This is a genomic window from Clostridium chauvoei (genome assembly GCF_002327185.1).
GTDB lineage: Bacteria > Bacillota > Clostridia > Clostridiales > Clostridiaceae > Clostridium > Clostridium chauvoei.
Genome location: NZ_CP018624.1, coordinates 277,887 through 296,947, shown reverse-complemented (window position 1 = coordinate 296,947; position 19,061 = coordinate 277,887). Strand labels below are relative to the sequence as shown.

Sequence of the window (19,061 nt, the reverse complement as noted above, 5' to 3'; positions counted from 1 at the left end):
GGCATTCGTTTTCATATACCTTCTAATTTTTCAAAATTTTTGAAAAATTATTCAAACAAAAAAAGAGTTCTATTTTTTTCTAGAACTCTTTCTCTTTTAAAATTAAACTTTAAATTTATCTATAAGTAATCTTAAGTTTTCTGCATATACATTTAGAGTTTCTGCTTGTACAGTCATCTCTTGTAATCCTGATGATTGTTCTTCACTTGCAGCACTAACTTCTTCTGTAATAGCTGCTGATTCTTGAGCTACAGCTGCAATTTCTGATATTTTGTTAACAACTGTATTCTTACTGTTATTTATAACTTCTAATGAAGATGAGAAATCTTTTATTATTTTTTCTAACTCATCAATCATTTCATCTATTATATTAAACTTATCTTTTGTTATATTTAAACTTTCTTCTGTCTTTTTGTTTAGTACATCTGTAGTTTTAGTTTCTTTATACAACTCATCTATACTACCTTTTATTTCTTCTATAACATTATTTATTTCTTTAGCTGAGTTTGCTGATTCTTCTGCTAGCTTTCTAACTTCTTCTGCTACAACAGCAAATCCACGACCAACTTCTCCAGCTCTTGCAGCTTCTATGCTAGCATTTAGTGATAAAAGACTTGTTTGTTCTGTTATAGTTTCAATAGTATCTACTATACTTCCTATTTGTTCTGATTTATTAGCTAATATATCTACTTTAGCTGCTATATTAGAACTTGCTTTTATATTTTCTTCATATGTGTTACTTAAATTTTCTATAGCAATTGTACCTTCTGTTGTAGAATTTTTAACTTTATTTGAAGCATCTCTCATATTTTTTGAGTTACTTATTGACTTATTAACTTCATTTTCTAATACATTTACCACACTTACACTTGTATCTAATTCAGCTGCTTGATTGGTTGAACCTTCTGCAATTTGTTGAACTGATTTTGCAACCTCTTCACCTACAGAACTTGATTCTTTTATTATTCCAAAAAGAGTTTCTGATCCCTCTTTAACATTATTAGAAGATTCCTTAACTCCTGTTAAAACTATAGTCATATCATCAATTACTGTATTTAAAGCCTCAATAATTGAACTTATCTCTGTATTGTAATTAACCTTGTCTTCAACTTTTTCAGTAAAATCACCGTCTTTTATCTTATCTAATATTTTTACAACCTTCATAATTGGATCAGTTAATTTATGTGTGAAAAATTTTGTTGCTATTAAAGCAAATATCATAACTATAATAAGTATCAGTACAGGTATAACCATTCCCCTTACTAATGTTCTAATAACATCATCATTAGGTATAAATACTACCATGCTTAAACCTGTAATACTATCTATTTTTTTATAAACTACATAATCTTTATCATCAATTTCAACTTTCTCTGTTTGATTATCTTCAATATTTTGAACATTTTCTATCCATGGTAAATCCTTAGAAGTCTTTCCTATTAAACTTTTATCCTTATGAGCTACAATAGTTCCATCTTCACTTATTATACCTTGAAATGAGTGATTACCTAAATTTATTTCATTAATAACATCTGACATTGTATCTAACTTTTTATCTAATGCCACAACACCTTGAATTTCACCTTTATCATTTGTTACAACCTTAGAATATGTAATAGTCATTTGTCTACTTTCTACATCTATATATGGTTTTGACATAACAACCTCTGAAGGATGCTCTACTGCACCACGATACCATTCTCTTTGTCTTGGATCAAAGGCGTCTCCTAATGTACTATCAGGCTTAGATATATATTTACCATCTTTAGTTCCAATATAAACCCATGTTATATCTTCAGTAGTTTTCATATATCCATCTAAAACTTCCTTTAGAGCTGCTTCTTCACCATTTTTATTACTAGCCATTGCCTTAGCACTTGGATCTAAAGCTAAATAATCCACATCTGCCATACTTGTTTTATGACCATTTACTAATGCTTGCTTTACAGCTTCTGTTCCACTTGCTATATTAGTACTTAATTCTTTTTTCAAATTTCTATTTATAATATAGAAGTTTGAAATACTTATTATTAAAATTGGTATTATTGATGTTAAAAGTAAAAGCTTTAATATTTCACTTTTTAAACTTTTCTTTTTAAATTTACTCATATTATCCCCCTCTATAAACTTATATCTTATATTATCGGATAATTTTGAATCATATTTATATATAGTTATATTAAATTTTCTATATATTCTAAAAAAAATAAGGGATTAAGCTATTACAGCCTAACCCTTAACTTTTTTCTATCTTAATAATGTAATATTTGTATCAATTACTTCTGGCTCTCTCTTAAATAAGAATTCACCCTTTCTAACTGAACAATTAACGCCTACTCTTTCTAAAATTGCATCAAATTCATTTTTAGCATTTAATACAATAAAGTTTGCATCCTTTCCTACTTCTATACCATATTTGTCTTGGATATGAAGAGTTTTAGCTCCATTTACTGTAATTAAATCTAAAGCATTATTTATTTCTTCAAAAGACATCATGTGGCATATATGAATCCCTGAGTCTAAAATGTTCATTAGATTTCCATTTCCTAAAGGATACCATGGATCTGAAATTGAATCTTGTGCAAAACAAACATTTATTCCTGCATCATTTAATTCTTTAACTCTTGTAAGTCCTCTTCTCTTTGGATATGTGTCATATCTTCCTTGTAAATGTATATTTTCAGTTGGACATGATATAAAGTTCATATTTGATAATTTAAGAAGTTTAAATAACTTAAATGCATATGCATTATTATATGATCCCATTGCACAAGTATGGCTAGCAGTTGTAAGTTCTCCAATTCCATTCATGTATGATTCTGCTGCTAATAACTCAACAAATCTTGATTGATCATCATCTGTTTCATCACAGTGAAGATCTATTAACTTATTATATTTCATAGCAAGTTCTACTGATTTCTTTACTGACTTTTCTCCCATTTCTCTTGTATATTCAAAATGAGGAATAGCTCCTACTACATCTGCACCCATTTTTAAAGCTTCTTCTACAAGCTTGTCTCCATCTTTATATGAATACATTCCTTCTTGTGGGAAGGCTATAATTTGTATATCTACAATATCTTTTACTTCTTCTTTTAATTCCATAATTGCTTTTAAGCAAGTAAACTTAGGATCTGTTACATCAACATGTGTTCTAATATATTGAGTTCCATATAAAATTTCTTTCTTTAATGCAATTCTAGCTCTTTCTTTTACTTCTTCTACTGTCATATTACCTTTAGTTTCTGACCATCTTTGAATACCTTCAAAAAGAGTTCCTGTTCCATTATTTGCACCAGGCATACGAGCTGTGTATACATAATCTAAATGTATATGTGGATCAACATAAGGAGGTACAACAAGATTTCCTTCTAAATCATATGTTTCTATATTCTTATATTTTTCTGAAAGATTTTCTCCTATTTCCTTATAAGCTCCATTTTCAACAAATAGATCTACTAAGCTTTCCTTTCCTTTTAATCTAGCATTTTTAAATATAATAGCTTTCATTATAAATAATCTCCCTTCATTTTTAGGTTATATTTAATGTACTTATATGTGGAAGTCTATCACCAATCTAACTTAGAGTCATTGTACTAACTATCTAATATTTCTTTAGTTTTACTGTGCATTTAAAGAACATATTTTTTTTGGTATATTTGTATTTTATGTACATTGTGTATAAAATCCATCTCAAGTATACTGAATGCATGCAAAACAAATTTATAAAAATTTATTGTAAATATTAGAAGACAACTAAAGGGAGATGTTATTATGTATGAAAATGTAAAAATGACAAATATGACATGGATGGAATTTGCCAAGAAAAAGGATGATGTTATCATATTACCAATAGGATCAACTGAACAACATGGACCTCATCTACCAACTTGTGTTGATACAGTATTAGCTGAAGGCTTTGCTTATCGTATAGCTGAAAGAGTAAATGGTGTAGTTGCTCCAACTCTTTCATATGGTTACAAATCAAAACCATTAAGTGGTGGTGGCCCATTATTCCCAGGAACTATCGATTTAAATGGATCAACATTACAAGCTTTAGTAATGGATATTATTGATGAATTCGTTCGTGATGGTTTCAAGAAAATCTTCATTTTAAGTGCTCACTTTGAAAATGAAGCTTTCGTTGTAGAAGCTATGGACTTATGTTCAGCTAAATATGGAGATAAAGTTCAAATCGTTCTTACTAACTGGTGGGATCCAATGTCACCTGATTTAATCGATAAAATATTTGATGAAGTTCCATTCCCAGGTTGGGCTTTAGAACATGCAGCTGTTACTGAAACTTCATTAATGATGTACTTTGCACCTGAACTTGTTAGAGAAGATAAGATTTTAGATACTGAAAATGCTACTCCAGGAACTTATTTCAAATATCCAATAGAAAAAGGTATCGTTCCTGAAACTGGTATATTAGCATCTGCTAAGTCTTCTTCAGCTGAAAAAGGAAAGACTATGGTTGACGACGTTGTAGAAAATATTGTTAAGATTATTAATGAAGCTTATAAATAAAATTAATTAGAAAGAAGTAGGTAGATTATGAAAACTAAAGGAATAATTCTTACAATGCTATCCTCTATCACATTCGGGTTTGCTTTTACCCTAGGACCTTTAACATATGGCGTTGAAGGAAGTAATCCTGTAACTTTAACATTTTTAAGAAACTTTTTAAGTTTACCATTCTTATTAATTATAGTTTTACTTTTAAGAATTAATTTAAAAGTAACTAAGAAACAATTTAGAGATTTAGTTATTTTAGGATTTGTTGGTAATGCTATTACAACATTATTATTAAATATGGCTTTTGCTCATATTGATGTTGGTATAGTAACTCCAATACATTTTACTTACCCAATATTTGTAACATTAGGTTGTGTTATGTTCTTCCAGGAAAAACTAAGTAAGCAAAAAGTTCTAGCTCTAATTATAGCTATGTCTGGTATAAGTTGTTTCTTTGTCTCAGCACTTACTTCAGCCTCATTTGGCTCTAGTGCGTTAATGGGATTAATTTTAGCTATAGTTTCAGGCGTATTTTATGCCTTCTATATTATATTTATGGATAAAAGTGGCCTAAAGAGTGAACCACCATTTAAAATAACATTCTATGTAGCGTTAGCTTCAACTATAGGTATGTACTTATATGGTAAAGCTACACAAGAGCTTGTATTCTCAACTCTAACTACTAAAGCATGGATTATATCTGCATTATTTGCATTTTTATGTACAGTTGTTGCACTATCATTATTACAACTTGGTATAAAATATGTAGGAGCCAGCGAAGCTGCTGTTATAACTACATTTGAACCTATAACAAGTGTTATATTTGGGGCAATCTTGTTAGGTGAAAAAATAACTTTAATAAAAATCATTGCATGTTTATTAATTTTTGCTGGTGTTTTAACTTTATCTTTTTCTAAGAATAAAGAAGCTCAATTGGAAGCAGATGAAGAATCAAAGAGCCTGTGACAAGAAATTGTCACAGGCTCCTATTTTTTATTTTGTAAATTTAAAAACTCATATATCAATATACTATTAAATAATTCTAGATTATTCATAGCATCATCTAAATCCTTTTGTATTAATTCTTTAATGGTAGCTAATCTATAAAGCAATGTGTTTCTATGAATAAATAAGGCTTGTGATGTTTTTACTAAATGTCTATTATTCTCAAAATAACATTTTAATGTTCCTATCAAATTCATTCCATGACTTTTATCATATTCTAAAATTGGACCTAAATTTTCATAACAGTATTGTTGTATTTCCTTAATATCATTTAACTCAACAAATAATTTGACAATCCCAAGCTCATTATATTTAATTACCGAAGTTTCTTTACTATATATATCAATAAGCGATAATGCTTTAAATGCTTCTTTATAACTAGTTTTTATTTCAGAATAAGTATCTCTAATCCTACTAAAACTTAAGTTAACTTCCACATTAGAATACCTCGAATTCATAATATTAAATACTGCTTCTGTAGCCTTTAATGAATTTTTTATTTCTTCACTATTATCTGCAAGCACTAATACCATTAAATGATTTGCATACTGCATTGGAATTATAGTGTGATCCTTTATACTTAACATTTCCTCTAAAGAAGTTAAGATACTTTTACTAACATTTTCTGACTCGTAAGATATATTGTTAAATTCTTTTACTTTAAATATACAGATAAAATGATACGGTCTTAAATTTATATTATAGAATTCTGCTAAAGTATTTATATCTTCATAAGCTTGGTCTTGAGAAAAAAGAATAGATTCAAGGAAATGCTTTGCATTTTTGCTCTCTTCTCTTTTTTCCTCTATTTTTAAAAATATCTCTTGTATTATATCTATTAATTTTATATCCCAAGGCATTATAAATAAAGGTAACCTCTCCTCATCAGCTCTATCTATCATTTTTTTAGGAATATTTTCTATATCCTTATCATCAATTAAAATAACAACTCCTGAAAGGTTTTTATCAATACACTCCTCTAGTAATAATAAAAGATCATCACTTTCTTTTTTACTACTTTCATATGTAACAAATAAAAGCTCCCTTCCATAAAGCCATTTAGAAATTGATTCTGTATTCCTTACATATGGCAAAGAAATCTCTCGATTTAACCCACTCTTACCTGCCAATAATCTTGCTTTTGAAAAATGCTTAAGTTGAAATAAATCTCTACAACAAAGAGCCATAAAATCACTCCCTAATGTTTCATTTTGACTTTCTAATTTTACCATTTTCTTCTATGAATTTAAATAAGGTTTATGATTTTATATGTAATTCTTAAATTTAGCTATGTATTATTATCAAAATAGTATAAATAATCATACAAAATGCTCTTATAATCTAACTAACCTCTATTGCGTTATCCTTTATTTCTTTAATTACCTTTAATAAATTACCTCTTATATCTATATCATTTTCAAATAATTCAACTATATTACCTATAGTTCTAAAAGGATCTTCTGTTAAGACTCTATTATCATCTATCATTCCATTTTTAACTACATAATCAACTATTAATTTGACAAAGTTAATTTGTAATGAGTTTAAATTCTCATTATTTAAAAACTCTGAAAAAGCTTCATTAGCTGCTGTTCTATCTAATCCCACTATATTTCTAACAAGCTTTGTAATCGGAGTATCTCCAAACTCTTTTTGATAATCTGATAAACTACCTAACTCAGTAAACATTATATTTTCTAAATGGGTTATATCCTCCTTAGTTAATTTCTTATTATTTCTAAGTTTATATATAGATATTTCATCTTTATGTTCACTTAAATAATGTTCAACCTTCTTTCTATAATTTTTAAGGTCATTCACATTATATATAGAAGTGTTTCTTTCTTCTGAAATTATTATATCTTTAAACTCTGTATAATAAATCAATTGACCTTTTCTTTCTAAATATTTTATAAGATCTCTTAACGCTTCTCTAACTCCATCTAGTTCAAATATATCTGCACTTTCCCAAAAACTTTCTGTCATGACCTTTTCAATAACATACTTTTGCTGTTGAATTTGTGGTATAGTGCCAAGTTTTGATAACTGCTCTGCTGTATTTATAACTGATTTAATTCCTCTTGTGGCATTAGTACCTTTAAGGTATGCAAATTGTATATTATACATTACTAAATCAAATCTTTTAGCTAACTCATCATCATTTAATGGAGTAATCAACATTGAAACATACTCTTTTAATTGATTAACTGAAACAGCACCTAAAGCTTCCCACTCTTTTTCATTTTTAAACTTTTGCACATAGTTTAAATTCATTCTAACTAAAAAATTATCTTCATTTAACCCTTTAATACTATTTAATAGCTCATCTACTAATTCTTTTCTTAAATCCATATATTCACTATCAGAACACTTTAAGTCTTGAAGCTCTTTAATTATTTCTACCTTAATATTAAATAACTTTTCTGTAATTGTTTCTACTTTTCCCCCTTCAAATTCCTTTGGATTTACTCTAAAGAATTCAAAATTATTACAGAAATCTAAAATTAAAAATTTCTCTTTATCTTCATCTAAACCTAATAAATCTTCACATAATCTTGTTCCTCTACCTATCATTTGCCAGAACTTTGTTTTACTTCTTACCTTTTTAAAGAAAACAAGATTTAAAATTTCAGGTATATCTATACCTGTATCTAACATATCTACACTAACAGCTATTTGTGGTAGTTTATTTTTATCTGAAAAATCATCAATTAAAGTTTCTACATAGTTTGTACTATAATCTATTACCTTAGCAAAATTACCACCATATTTTTTATATATAGTATTAAATCTATCTACTATAGCTTTTGCATGTCTACTATTCTTAGCAAATATTATTGTCTTTCCAAGCTTTTCTCCACCTTCAATACGTAAACCTTCTGTCATAAGTTTATTTAATACTAAATCAATAGTATCAGCATTAAATAACCATTCATTAACTGCTGTATTTCCTATTTCTTTATCAATACTTTCATCCTCTTCAAAAGTAGCTTCAAACTCTTCTTTTTCCTCTTCTGAAAGATCATCATACTTAATTCCATCTTCCATAATCTTTGATTTAACTTCTATTGTAGAATAATCAACAAGATATCCATCTTCTACAGCTTTTTCATACTCATAGGCATAAGTTGGAACTCCATTTTCAAGATCAAAAACAGTATATGTATTTTTATCTATCTCATCCTTTGGTGTAGCTGTAAGTCCTATTAAATATGAATCATAGTAATCAAAAATTGCTTTAAATTTTTTATAAATAGATCTATGACTTTCATCTACAATAATTAAATCAAAATGTCCTGGAGTAAATAATCTTTTTCCATCCTTTGATTTAGTTTCATCTATTGCATTCATCATAGTTGGGTACGTTGAAAATATGATTCTTGCTTCTTCTGGATTGTCCCTATTATCAAGAAGATTACATAATGGTAAATTAGGTAAAAGCTTTGAAAAGTTATTTTTAGCTTGTCTTACAAGTGCTTTTCTATCAGCTAAAAATAATATATTTTTAACCCAATTATGTCTTGAAAGTACATCAACTAATGAAATTGCAGTTCTTGTCTTTCCTGTTCCCGTAGCACATACTAAAAGCATTTTTCTTTCTCTTCTTTCTAGTGCTTCACATACATTTATTATTGCTTCTTTTTGGTAATACCTATTTGATATTTCATCTTTTATATCTATTTTACTTAATGAAATCTTACTTTTTCTCCTATCAATAAGCAATTGAAGCTCTGATTTCTTATAAAATCCATATATTCTTCTCTCTGAATACTCATTATAATCATCCCATATGTACGTTTCAAAACCATTTGTAAAGAAGATAACAGGTCTCTGCCCATATTGATTTTCTAAACAATCAGCATATAATTTTGCTTGTTGTTGTCCAACCTTTGGATCTTTAGAAGTTCTCTTTGCTTCTACTACTGCTAAAGGTTTTCCATTATCTCCATAAAGAACATAATCAACATAGCCTACCCCTTCATTATTAGGCATACCTGTAACTTTAACTTCTTCGCCTACATCTGAACCTATATTCCAACATGCAAGTTTTAATTCTACATCTATATATTTCTTTCTTGTTTCAAATTCACTTATTTCATCTATGTTAAAATCATAATTTTCCTTGCTTGATTTTCTTTTCTCTGTTAATTCTTTTATTAACTCTTCATTATGTTTTCTTATTTCTTCTATCTTTTTATCTTTGGAGCTAAGCTTTTCATATAAATCCTTTAACTCTTCTGGTCTAATTCTCTTTTCTCCACCTTCAAGTAAAACATCCTCGTCAAACTCTTCTGCTGTGTATTCATCTGCATAACAATAATCAATCCAACTTACAAACTTATGTAAATTATTTAATGATAAAATAGCTTCACCTCTGCTAATACTAGCATTAGTATGAACTGCAACATTTCCAAGCTTAATAACATATTTTATTACAGGTAACATTTCATAATCTATAAGCTCAATAAAACTATTATTATGAATTAATGAGCTTATATTATCTTGATATGGTAATATCAACTCTGAATCAAAACTATATACCCACTTAACAGCTAACTCTAAAGCTCTCCTTGATAAAATTGCAGTTGTAGCTGGACTAACTAATATACTTTTTTCTGCTTCTAAACAAGAATTAGTAAAACTCTCAAAATTCTTTTTTCCTTTTAAAAACTTAAAGTTACTCAAAATCTCATCCCCTTTATTTAAATATGCTTCTAATAATTAAAACATATTTTTGTTTTCAATAATAAAGTCTTTTTGCTTATTTATATACTCTACTAATGGTTTTATATTATTACTTGATGATAATCCTAATGCATTTTTATAATCACTTGATGTTTCACCATTCATATATTTTAAAGCTAATCTATTCTCTAATAATTGTTTTAAGTATATAAACCTTCCAATTCTTCCGTTACCATCTTGGAATGGATGAATTCTTTCAAACTCTAAATGAAATTTAGCTATATCCTCTATTGTTGCTTTTTCTAAGGAATAATACTCTTCTATTAATGCATTTAAATTATCTTCAACTTCCCAAGGATTAGCAGTATCAAAATCTGCTCCATATATTTTATTTTGATATTTTTTAAAAACACCTGCTAAACCTAAATCATATAATCTAGTTCTATACATAAGGCTTGAATGCCATTCTTTTATCATATCTAAAGTTAATTCCTTATCTATACTCTCTATTACCAAATCAAATGTATAGAAAGAGTTTACTGTTTCCTGTACATCATCTAATGTATGAGTTCCTGTAACTATATTTTTTTCAAATAATAGTTGTAAAGCTTCTGTAGTAAATGTACTTCCCTCTATTTTATTGGAATGATATATAAAATCATATTTTAATAATTCATTTAATGAATTGTGTATTCCTTTAGTTTCATTTAATACCTGTAAAAAACTATTATAATCTATTGATTTTTCCATTTCTAAATCACTCCTTTCAATATCATAAATTAAAATATTATAAACCCACTTCTCCATTTTTAATTTTAAAATCCAAAATTCAAATTTCAATTTGTCGTTTACCTTAATAAATTCTATGAACTTATTTTGAATTTCTATAGGTGGTACTATTAATTCTAGATTTTCTAATTGTTGCTTAGTAATAGCTTCTCTTGTGGCTCCTCCACTTGTTGCAATATCCCAAAGCTTTCTTTGATAGCTTTCATTTGTAAACTGATACACTAAAAATACAGGTAATATTTCTTCATGTTTACAACGTATTATGGAAACGTGCTGATTTACTCTTGCTGGAATTATAGCTGATGGCACAATGCAACTTCTAGCTACTGAAGCTCCTGTAATATTTAAAAGAATATCATTCTCCTCAATTATTACATTCTTTAACTTTTTAGCTTGCTCATCATCAATAAATGCTAAATCCTTATAAATAAATTTATTATTATGAACATTCATACTTCTAATTAAAGAAATTCCTTCTTCTTTATAACTAGAGTTCCCACCACTTGGCGTAGCTCCAGAACCTATCTTAGATGTAATATCTTTGCAAATTACTTTCTTCCATCCTTTTGGATTTGAAACTGGGTCACCAAACATCTCGATAAATTGTGATTTACAAGTTAACCAATATATTTTTTGTGTGAGTTTTTCACATTGATTTGATTGACCATAGCATATTGTAATGTTGTATCTATTTTAGAATGACCTAAAAGTTGTTGAACCTGCTCTATAGGCATTCCCTTATCTATTGCTTTTGTAGCAAGAGTTCTCCTAAACTTATGTGGGTGTACCTTATTAATATTAAGTTTTCTTCCAAGCTGCCTCATTCTGATTTCAACACCACTAATCTCCAATCTATTATGTGGTTTTAATAAAGAAACAAATAGTGCCTCATTTGTATCTGTTCTAGTATTTAAATAATCTTGTAAATGAATTTTTGCCCTTGCATCAAAATAGGCTTTTCTTTGTTTATTACCTTTTCCTAAAACAGTACATTCTCTTTCAATAAAGTTTATATCAGAAATATTTAGTTTCACTAATTCCCCTACACGCATTCCTGTAGAATTAAGTAAATCAATTATAGCTAAATCTCTTATTTCTTCACACTTGTCACGCATTACTTCTATATTTTCGTCACTATAAGTTTCTTTAACAACTCTTCCTGTCCTTATTTTATGAATACGTCTTGCAGGACTCTTTAAAATATAATTTTCTTCTTCAAGCCATGAAAAAAAAGTTGAAATAATACGTCTAATATTATCAATAGTAACCTTACTACAATTATTCTTTTTACTATATCCACCTAAATATTCTCTTAAATCTTCTGTTGTAATATCTTTCACATCTTTTTGAATTTTAATTAACATCTTCTCTATAGTTGATTTATAATACTTTATAGATTTTTCAGAACACCCTTCTACATTTTTGGCACAAATAAATATATCACAATAATTTATTTCTTTTTTTATAATTTTTCTCTTTTCTTCTTTGGATATACTAAACTCTCCTAAACTATTAACTAATACATTATGAAGTTCTTTCATTTGTCTATCATCAAGTAAACTAACCATCTCTTGTTCTATTTTAATAATAGCCTCTTCCACTATATCTACCTCACTTTTAAATATTATAGATATAATGATTATTGCCATATACTTTATTATTTTATATTTTTTCTAATATACTTTTGCCTAAGTTAATTTAAAGATTACCAATTGTTTAGTTATATTGATATTTATTCACTAAATAACTCACCATTAAAAGCTTTTTGCATTAATGAATTAAAATTATCTTCTAATTCCTTTAAGCTATTCTCCATTTCAAATTTCAATTTATCGACTTGTTCAACAAAATCAGCAAATTGATTTTGAAGTTCAATTGGTGGCACAATAACTTTTTGTTCACTTAATATTTTAAGATTTATATTTTTTTGTGCTGATTCTGGTGCCGAATCTTCTAATATTTTTTGTAAGAATGACATCCAAAATTGAATAAACATATTATTAGTCTTTTCATTTGGAATGAAAGCAACTACACTATCTGGGAAACAAGCATCAAAAGTTAATATACTGGTCTTTGCAATATTCGCTGCAATAGTAATACATAAAGTTCCTTTATTCCACATCTTACTCTGCTTAAGTCCAAACTCTGAATAAGTCTGTGTGTACTCTTTCAAATATATGCCTGCATTTGCAATATCCCCAGTTTGCACTAATGGATATGGTCCTCCTAACAATTCAGGAGCATTTCTTGGTCTATGTTTAGATTTTCCTCTTGATAACTCCCCTAACTCATTAAGGCTTACTTTTTCCCATCCTTTTGAATTAGTAACTGGGTCCCCAAACATCTCGATAAATTGTGATTTAACTAATTCATCTAATGCTTGTATTTGCTCTTTTCTTTTATCTATTAATTCTTGCGCTTTATCTAATATTTCTACTATTTTTTTTGTTCTTCTAGCTTACAATAAGGTATCCTTAACTGGTTTAGTTTGGTCTTATTTAGCGTAGCTCCCATAACTGCTCTATCTGTATTATCAAAATTTAAAGTCTTTATAGCATAATATAAATACTCTGGAAATAACTCTTTATTTTTAATTGGAAAATTTGCAATAGCTTCATTTGTATACATATCTTCTTTCAAGATAGCAGTTTTTCCAATTGAAAGTTTAAAACTCATAACTACAGTATCTTTAGGAACAATCTTCATATTACATTCAGATATGGCTTCATTAGTTATTTGCTCCCTAGTCTTTCTTATAAATTTATCTTTTAAATCAGAAATAGATAACCAATTTATACCCTCTCCCCAATACTGACTTTTACTTCTAGACGGAGTTTTGCCTATATTTATTTCACATAATTCATTTAATTTTTTATATTCCATAGTCTACTCCCCAATCATTTCTGCTAAATCTTCTATTCCAGCTGTAATTTCCATTTCTAGCTCTCTAAGTCTTAACATTATTTCTTGTGGTGAATCATAATGAATTTCTTCATATTCTATTTCTTTATATTTATTTATTGATAAGTCATATCCATTATCTCTAATTTCTTCTACTGGTACGAAGAAGCTTTGTTCTGTTCTTTTTCTTTCATCTTCTTTATCTAGGTTATTAAATCTTTCTATAATATCATTTATGTCGTTATCTTCTATAGGATTTCTTTTATCATCTAGAGAGTATCCATCTGCTTTCATGTCGTAGAACCATACTTTATCTGTTCCACCTGTGCCTGTTTTGGTGAATATCATTATTGCTGTAGATACTCCTGCATATGGTTTAAATACTCCAGATGGCATTGATATTATTGCTTCTAATTTATGATTTTCAACTATTTCTTTTCTTATGGATTTATGCCCACCTGTTGATCCAAATAAAACTCCATCAGGTACTATAGATGCACATCTTCCACCTATTTTTAGTATTCTTAAGAATAGTGCTAAAAATAAAAGTTCTGTTTTCTTTGTTTTAGTTACTTTTAAAAGATCTGCTGATACTGCTTCATAGTCTAAGCTACCTTTAAATGGTGGATTTGCTAAGACTAATGTGAATTTATCATTATCAGTATTTACTTCAGATAATGAATCTTTATATTCTATATTAGGATTATCAACACCATGTAGCATCATATTCATAGCACCTATTCTAAGCATTGTTCTATCCATATCAAATCCAAAGAACATATTATTATTAAAATGTTCTTTTAACCCTTGAACTAAGAATAAATTTGCATGATTTTCTCTTAAGTATTGTTGTGAAGAAACTAAAAATCCTGCTGAACCTGCTGCTGGATCTACAATAATATCTTCTGGTGTTGGTTTCATTAAATTAACCATCATATCAATTATGTGTCTTGGTGTTCTAAATTGTCCATTCGTTCCTGCTGTAGCTACTTTTGATAATAGATATTCATATAAATCTCCCTTAGTATCTTTATCTTTATCAAACTTAATGTTGTTAATTCCATCAACTATTTTTGAAAGCATAAGCGGTGTTGGAATTTTAAATATTGCATCTCCCATATACTTTGCATATGCTGACTCTTTATTTCCATGTAGATTTTTTATAAATGGAAATACCTCATTTTGTACTATTAAATACATTTTTTCTGGATCACCTTCATTGGAAAATTTACTCCATCTTAAATATTGCTTATTCTCTGGAAATGTTCTTTCAAAGTCTATCCCTAATATTGAAGCCTCTGCTTCTTTAGTTGTTTCAATATCATCTAATCCTTTTATAAATAAAAGATATGTAAACTGCTCAATTACTTCTAATGGATTAGTTATTCCACCAGTCCAAAAAGTTTCCCAAATTTTATCTACTTTACTTTTTAATTCACCTGTAATCATTGTTGTATCCTCCTATGTTATGTATCTCTATTTTACTATGTTTTACAGATTTTTTCTATTTATAATAGTAAAATCAATTTTTTGTTCTTTTTTAATCTTTATTTAAATAAAAATCCCTCAAACTCTAAGTTTGGGGGATTTTTAAAATGAACATATTTCAATATTTAATTTAAACCCGCTAAACCTTATATTTAAAAGGAACATATTCATACAACAAGCTTAAGAATACGGGCTTTCACAGTAAGTTCAGCTATCACTTCACTAAGTGTTCAATACCTATTTCTTAATCAGCTTAACAACTGATTCAGCGTGTGGTGTATTAGGGAACATATCCTTAACAGTACTCTTAACTACTTCATATCCACAAGCTATTAATGTTTCTAGGTTTTCAACTAAAGTTTTAGGATTACATGAAACATAAATTATTTCTTTTGCATTAAATTTTATTACGTATTCTAATGCCTTAGGATGTACTCCACTTCTTGGTGGATCTAATATAATTATATCTGGTTTTGCTTTTACAGTTTTTATTATTTCTCCTACATCACCAGCTAAGAATTCACAATTATTTAATCCGTTTAGTTTAGCGTTTTCCTTTGCTGCTTCAACTGCTTCTTCTATAAGCTCTATACCTATAACTTTTTTTGCACTTGATGCTGCTATTTGACCTATTGTTCCTGTTCCACAATAAAGATCGAAAACTACCTTATCAGAAGATTCTCCCATAAAGTCTCTTACTATACTATAAAGGCTTTCTGCCCCTTGAGTATTAGTTTGGAAGAATGAAAATGGTGATATTTTAAACTTTAGACCTAATAGATTTTCTACTATATAGTCTTTTCCATATAATAAGTTTATTTTTTCTGGAATAACGGCATCTGAGAATGAATTATTTTCTGTATGTAATATAGAAACTAACTCACCTTTATAATCCTTGCTTTTTAATACTTCTACATATCCACTTAAATCAAAGTCAACTTGAGTTGTAGTTACTAAATTAACCATTAACTCTCCAGTATTAATAGCTTTTCTTATAACTAGATGTCTTAAATATCCTTCTCTTCTCATTACTCTATAATAAGGTAATTCCTTATCTTTAAAGTAATCAACAGTTGATTTTATAACTGTTCTAAAGTCTTCATCTACTATCATACACTTATCAACTGTAATGATACCAAAGGATTTTCCTTTCATATGCATTCCTAGTGTAAGTTCTCCACCTTTTTCAAAATCTCCAAAAGTGAATTCCATTTTATTTCTGTATTCCCATTGATTCTTACTTCCAACAACTCCTAGGTATTCTCCCATAGGTAGGTTTGCTTTTTCAAATAGTTCTTTAACTTCATCACTTAAAAATTCTAATTGTTTTTCATAAGTAAGGTTTTGTGAACTACAACCTCCACAAACTCCAAAATATTCACATGGTGCCTCTATTTCATAGTCTGCTCTTTCATCTACTGATAAAAGTTTTAACTCTGCGTATTCTTGTCTTTTCTTTTTCACTTTTCCTGTTACAGTTTGACCTGGAAAAGCTCCTTTTACAAATATTTTTTTAGTTCCAACTGTACCTACTCCTACTGATGGAAACTCTGTTTTTTCTATTTTAACTTGTAGTGCACTACCTTTTCTCATGTTTTTCTCCTAATCATATGTTTATTACTTAAATAATACTTTTTTTCCTATAGTCTTTTTTAATTTTGTTGCTTCACAAATTGGAATGTATATAACATTTAATAAAGCATATATAATTAAAATTACTTGTTCTTTTTGAGCTACAAAGAATCCTGTTAATCTTAATATAAAATCAAAAATCATTAATACTACTAATGATGCAGCAAAAATTACTATTTGATCTATAACACCAACTAATAACTTTCTAATACCTCTCATAGCTTTAGACTCTTCTTTAACAACATCTTCTTCTATTTTTTCTTCTGTAACTAAAGTATTTTCTGAAGTTTCCTCAACTAAAGGTTCTTCTACTAATACTTCCTCTACTGATACTTCTTCATTATTTTCTGAGTTTAAAATTTCTTCATTATTACTTGTTGTATCTTTATCTAACAAATCTTACTTCCTCCCATTTCCCGCCTTTATTTTAAGACAAATTGAATATGTATATAACTTAAATTTGAATCTAATTTATATAAAATTTATTATTTTTTGAAATCATACTTCTTTGTTTCTAATTTATATAATAGAATATTGTCTTTTATTGATATAGTTTCTAATAAACCATTTAAGTTATTTTCTATAGTACCTTCTGATTTATCACTATTTACTATATCATAAATTTGTTTATTTAATTCAGTATAATCTCTATCTTCAACACCTGTCATAGCTTCTGAATATGATGCTATCGAAGTTTCTTTAAAGTCAAAACTTCCATCTTCTTTTATTGTCTTTTTATCTAAATTAAAACCTATTCTTAATACAAGTTGACCCTTTGACATATCTGATCCATAAATTTTAAATCTATAATCCATACTTTCTAATCTATTAGGTTCTGGATTTAAATTATCTACATATATGTAATTTGAGTTTACAGTCTCTCCATTTTCCTCTTTTACCACTTCTTTTTTCTCATATTCTAATTCAAAAATTTGAGTTAACTCTTCAATTTTTGTAAGTATTTCATTATTATATTTTGTAACTTCTTCTTTAGAATAATTTTTTGCCCATTCACCTTCTATTTTTTTCTCTTCTACTTGAGTCTTTGTTTTTGGCTCTTCTACTTTTTTATCAGCTTTATTAGTGCATGAAACTAATGACATCACTAAAACTCCACTTAATAAAAAACTAATTATATTTTTTTTCATTTTGACCTCCATGGATCTATTCTTATGTTTATTCTTTCCTAAATCCCTCTAATTATAACATCTAGCCAAGTATATTAAAAGACTCTGACATATATTTGACACATAATAATCAATTCTTAAATTTAAATATCTATTTTATCTTTTATATTTTCAAATATTTTTTCTCCTATCCATGTTACATTTTTTATATCATCTATAGTTTTAAACTTTCCATTTTTTTCTCTATGAGTTATTATGCTTTGTGCCTTTGAATCACCAATTCCATTTATAGTTTTTAATTCATTTAAATCTGCTGTATTTATATTTACTTTATTTGATGTTTTAGAAGAATTACTTTCTACATTATTATTATCTCCACCTTGAACTACCTCTACCTCTTTGTCTTTGTCATTTATATTAGGTATTACTATTAATTGATGATTTTGTAATTCATCAGCTCTATTTATTTTAGAAATATCACTATTTTCTGTTAATCCACCTGAAGCTTCTATTAAGTCTTTTATTATACTCCCTTTATTTAATATATAAACATCTGGTTTTTTAACTTCTCCTTTTATCTCTACTGTTAAGGTTTCTTTTTCTAAAACTTCATCTTTATTTACTACAACTTCTGAAATAGCTTCTTCTACCTCCCCCTGAATCTCTTCATCAACAAAAATATCTTTCATATACTCATCTTTAAAAACTTTACCCTTATTTGAATCATATTTAAAAACTATAAATACAATACAAATTATTAACAATGTTAAACCACCTAAAAATTTCTTATTTTTATATAAATTTAATTGTTTATTATATTTTAATTTAAAACTTTTCATTTAAATCCTCTCTTTTTATATTTTCTTATAATTATTAACATATTCACAGTAATTTAATTCCTTATGTTTATAAATT

Annotated in this window: 15 protein-coding genes and 1 pseudogene; 2 read left to right on the top strand and 14 right to left on the bottom strand. The window is 27.6% G+C overall.

What is annotated here, in order from left to right:
• Positions 1-102 precede the first annotated feature (102 nt).
• Positions 103-2,109, bottom strand: a complete 2,007-nt coding sequence (locus BTM21_RS01455) for a methyl-accepting chemotaxis protein (protein ID WP_021876501.1) — start codon at positions 2,107-2,109, stop codon at positions 103-105.
• Between the two features lie 138 nt (positions 2,110-2,247).
• Positions 2,248-3,510, bottom strand: coding sequence for a cytosine deaminase (gene codA / locus BTM21_RS01450; RefSeq protein WP_021876502.1), 1,263 nt, complete (start codon positions 3,508-3,510; stop codon positions 2,248-2,250).
• A 264-nt stretch (positions 3,511-3,774) separates the two neighbouring features.
• Between codA and BTM21_RS01445 the strand changes: the two genes are divergently transcribed.
• Complete coding sequence (locus BTM21_RS01445) at positions 3,775-4,530, top strand: creatininase (protein ID WP_021876503.1); 756 nt, start codon at positions 3,775-3,777, stop codon at positions 4,528-4,530.
• A 27-nt stretch (positions 4,531-4,557) separates the two neighbouring features.
• The gene (locus BTM21_RS01440; RefSeq protein ID WP_021876504.1) at positions 4,558-5,484 is read left to right on the top strand and encodes a DMT family transporter; all 927 of its coding nucleotides are present in this window, start codon (positions 4,558-4,560) and stop codon (positions 5,482-5,484) included.
• A 20-nt stretch (positions 5,485-5,504) separates the two neighbouring features.
• On the opposite strand, the gene BTM21_RS01435 is transcribed toward BTM21_RS01440, so the two are convergent.
• From BTM21_RS01435 to BTM21_RS01385, 12 genes and pseudogenes are all read right to left on the bottom strand, one after another.
• Complete coding sequence (locus tag BTM21_RS01435) at positions 5,505-6,710, bottom strand: PucR family transcriptional regulator (protein ID WP_079481867.1); 1,206 nt, start codon at positions 6,708-6,710, stop codon at positions 5,505-5,507.
• 154 nt (positions 6,711-6,864) lie between these two features.
• Entirely contained in the window at positions 6,865-10,212 is a 3,348-nt protein-coding gene (locus tag BTM21_RS01430) for a DEAD/DEAH box helicase family protein (RefSeq protein ID WP_096145311.1), read from the bottom strand.
• 33 nt (positions 10,213-10,245) lie between these two features.
• Positions 10,246-10,959: a Fic family protein gene (locus tag BTM21_RS13900; RefSeq protein WP_096145464.1), complete on the bottom strand. Its 714-nt coding sequence runs from the start codon at positions 10,957-10,959 to the stop codon at positions 10,246-10,248.
• 102 nt (positions 10,960-11,061) lie between these two features.
• A pseudogene (locus BTM21_RS13895) lies at positions 11,062-11,592 on the bottom strand (restriction endonuclease subunit S); the annotation flags it as partial.
• Between the two features lie 23 nt (positions 11,593-11,615).
• Positions 11,616-12,602 carry a site-specific tyrosine recombinase/integron integrase gene (xerA, locus tag BTM21_RS01415; protein WP_079481869.1) on the bottom strand — a complete coding sequence of 329 codons (987 nt, stop codon included), beginning with the start codon at positions 12,600-12,602 and terminating at the stop codon, positions 11,616-11,618.
• Between the two features lie 128 nt (positions 12,603-12,730).
• Positions 12,731-13,342, bottom strand: coding sequence for a restriction endonuclease subunit S (locus tag BTM21_RS14265; RefSeq protein ID WP_221257505.1), 612 nt, complete (start codon positions 13,340-13,342; stop codon positions 12,731-12,733).
• Positions 13,343-13,434: 92 nt separating this feature from the next.
• Positions 13,435-13,881, bottom strand: a complete 447-nt coding sequence (locus BTM21_RS14260) for a restriction endonuclease subunit S (protein WP_341429538.1) — start codon at positions 13,879-13,881, stop codon at positions 13,435-13,437.
• A 3-nt stretch (positions 13,882-13,884) separates the two neighbouring features.
• A complete protein-coding gene (locus BTM21_RS01405) occupies positions 13,885-15,348 on the bottom strand; it encodes a type I restriction-modification system subunit M (RefSeq protein ID WP_021876510.1) in 1,464 nt (487 codons plus the stop codon).
• Between the two features lie 276 nt (positions 15,349-15,624).
• Complete coding sequence (gene rlmD / locus BTM21_RS01400) at positions 15,625-16,980, bottom strand: 23S rRNA (uracil(1939)-C(5))-methyltransferase RlmD (RefSeq protein WP_021876511.1); 1,356 nt, start codon at positions 16,978-16,980, stop codon at positions 15,625-15,627.
• A 24-nt stretch (positions 16,981-17,004) separates the two neighbouring features.
• Complete coding sequence (locus BTM21_RS01395) at positions 17,005-17,415, bottom strand: RDD family protein (RefSeq protein WP_021876512.1); 411 nt, start codon at positions 17,413-17,415, stop codon at positions 17,005-17,007.
• Positions 17,416-17,504: 89 nt separating this feature from the next.
• Positions 17,505-18,167, bottom strand: a complete 663-nt coding sequence (locus BTM21_RS01390; RefSeq protein ID WP_079481609.1) for a hypothetical protein — start codon at positions 18,165-18,167, stop codon at positions 17,505-17,507.
• A gap of 122 nt (positions 18,168-18,289) precedes the next feature.
• Complete coding sequence (locus BTM21_RS01385) at positions 18,290-18,985, bottom strand: helix-hairpin-helix domain-containing protein (protein WP_021876514.1); 696 nt, start codon at positions 18,983-18,985, stop codon at positions 18,290-18,292.
• Between the last annotated feature and the right edge of the window lie 76 nt (positions 18,986-19,061).